We start from the raw sequence: 388 nt of genomic DNA on the forward strand, positions 1-388 counted from the left end.
CGGTCAAGCAGCCGCGTCACATTCGCGGGATCGGCCTGCGGCGTGATTCCGTGTCCGAGATTAAAGATCAGCGGGCCGTGACCGAGCCAGTCGAGGATGCGGTCTATCCCATCATCCAGCGCCGCTCCGCCTGCCACCATCAGCAACGGATCGAGATTGCCCTGCACTGGTCCTGCCTTCTGCAGCTCGGCGGCGAAATCCAGCGGCACGGTCCAATCAAGGCCGATACAGTCGGCCGTCGTGCCCTGCCGATAGGTCTTTAGATTGAAGCCCGCGCCTTTGGCAAAGGCGATAATCCTGGCCTGCGGCCGCTCGGCCCGCACGGCATCGATGATCCTGCGGACCGGCTTGACGGCATAGGTTTCAAACTCCCGATCGCCCAGCACAC

Annotated in this window: 1 protein-coding gene; it reads right to left on the reverse strand. The window is 63.1% G+C overall.

What is annotated here, in order from left to right; translation table 11 throughout:
* The coding region (locus AC1D0P_RS31395; RefSeq protein WP_477680298.1) for a uroporphyrinogen decarboxylase family protein at positions 1-388 on the reverse strand (388 nt) is incomplete at both ends.

The sequence above is a fragment of the Polaromonas sp. P1_G2 genome (genome assembly GCF_056405515.1).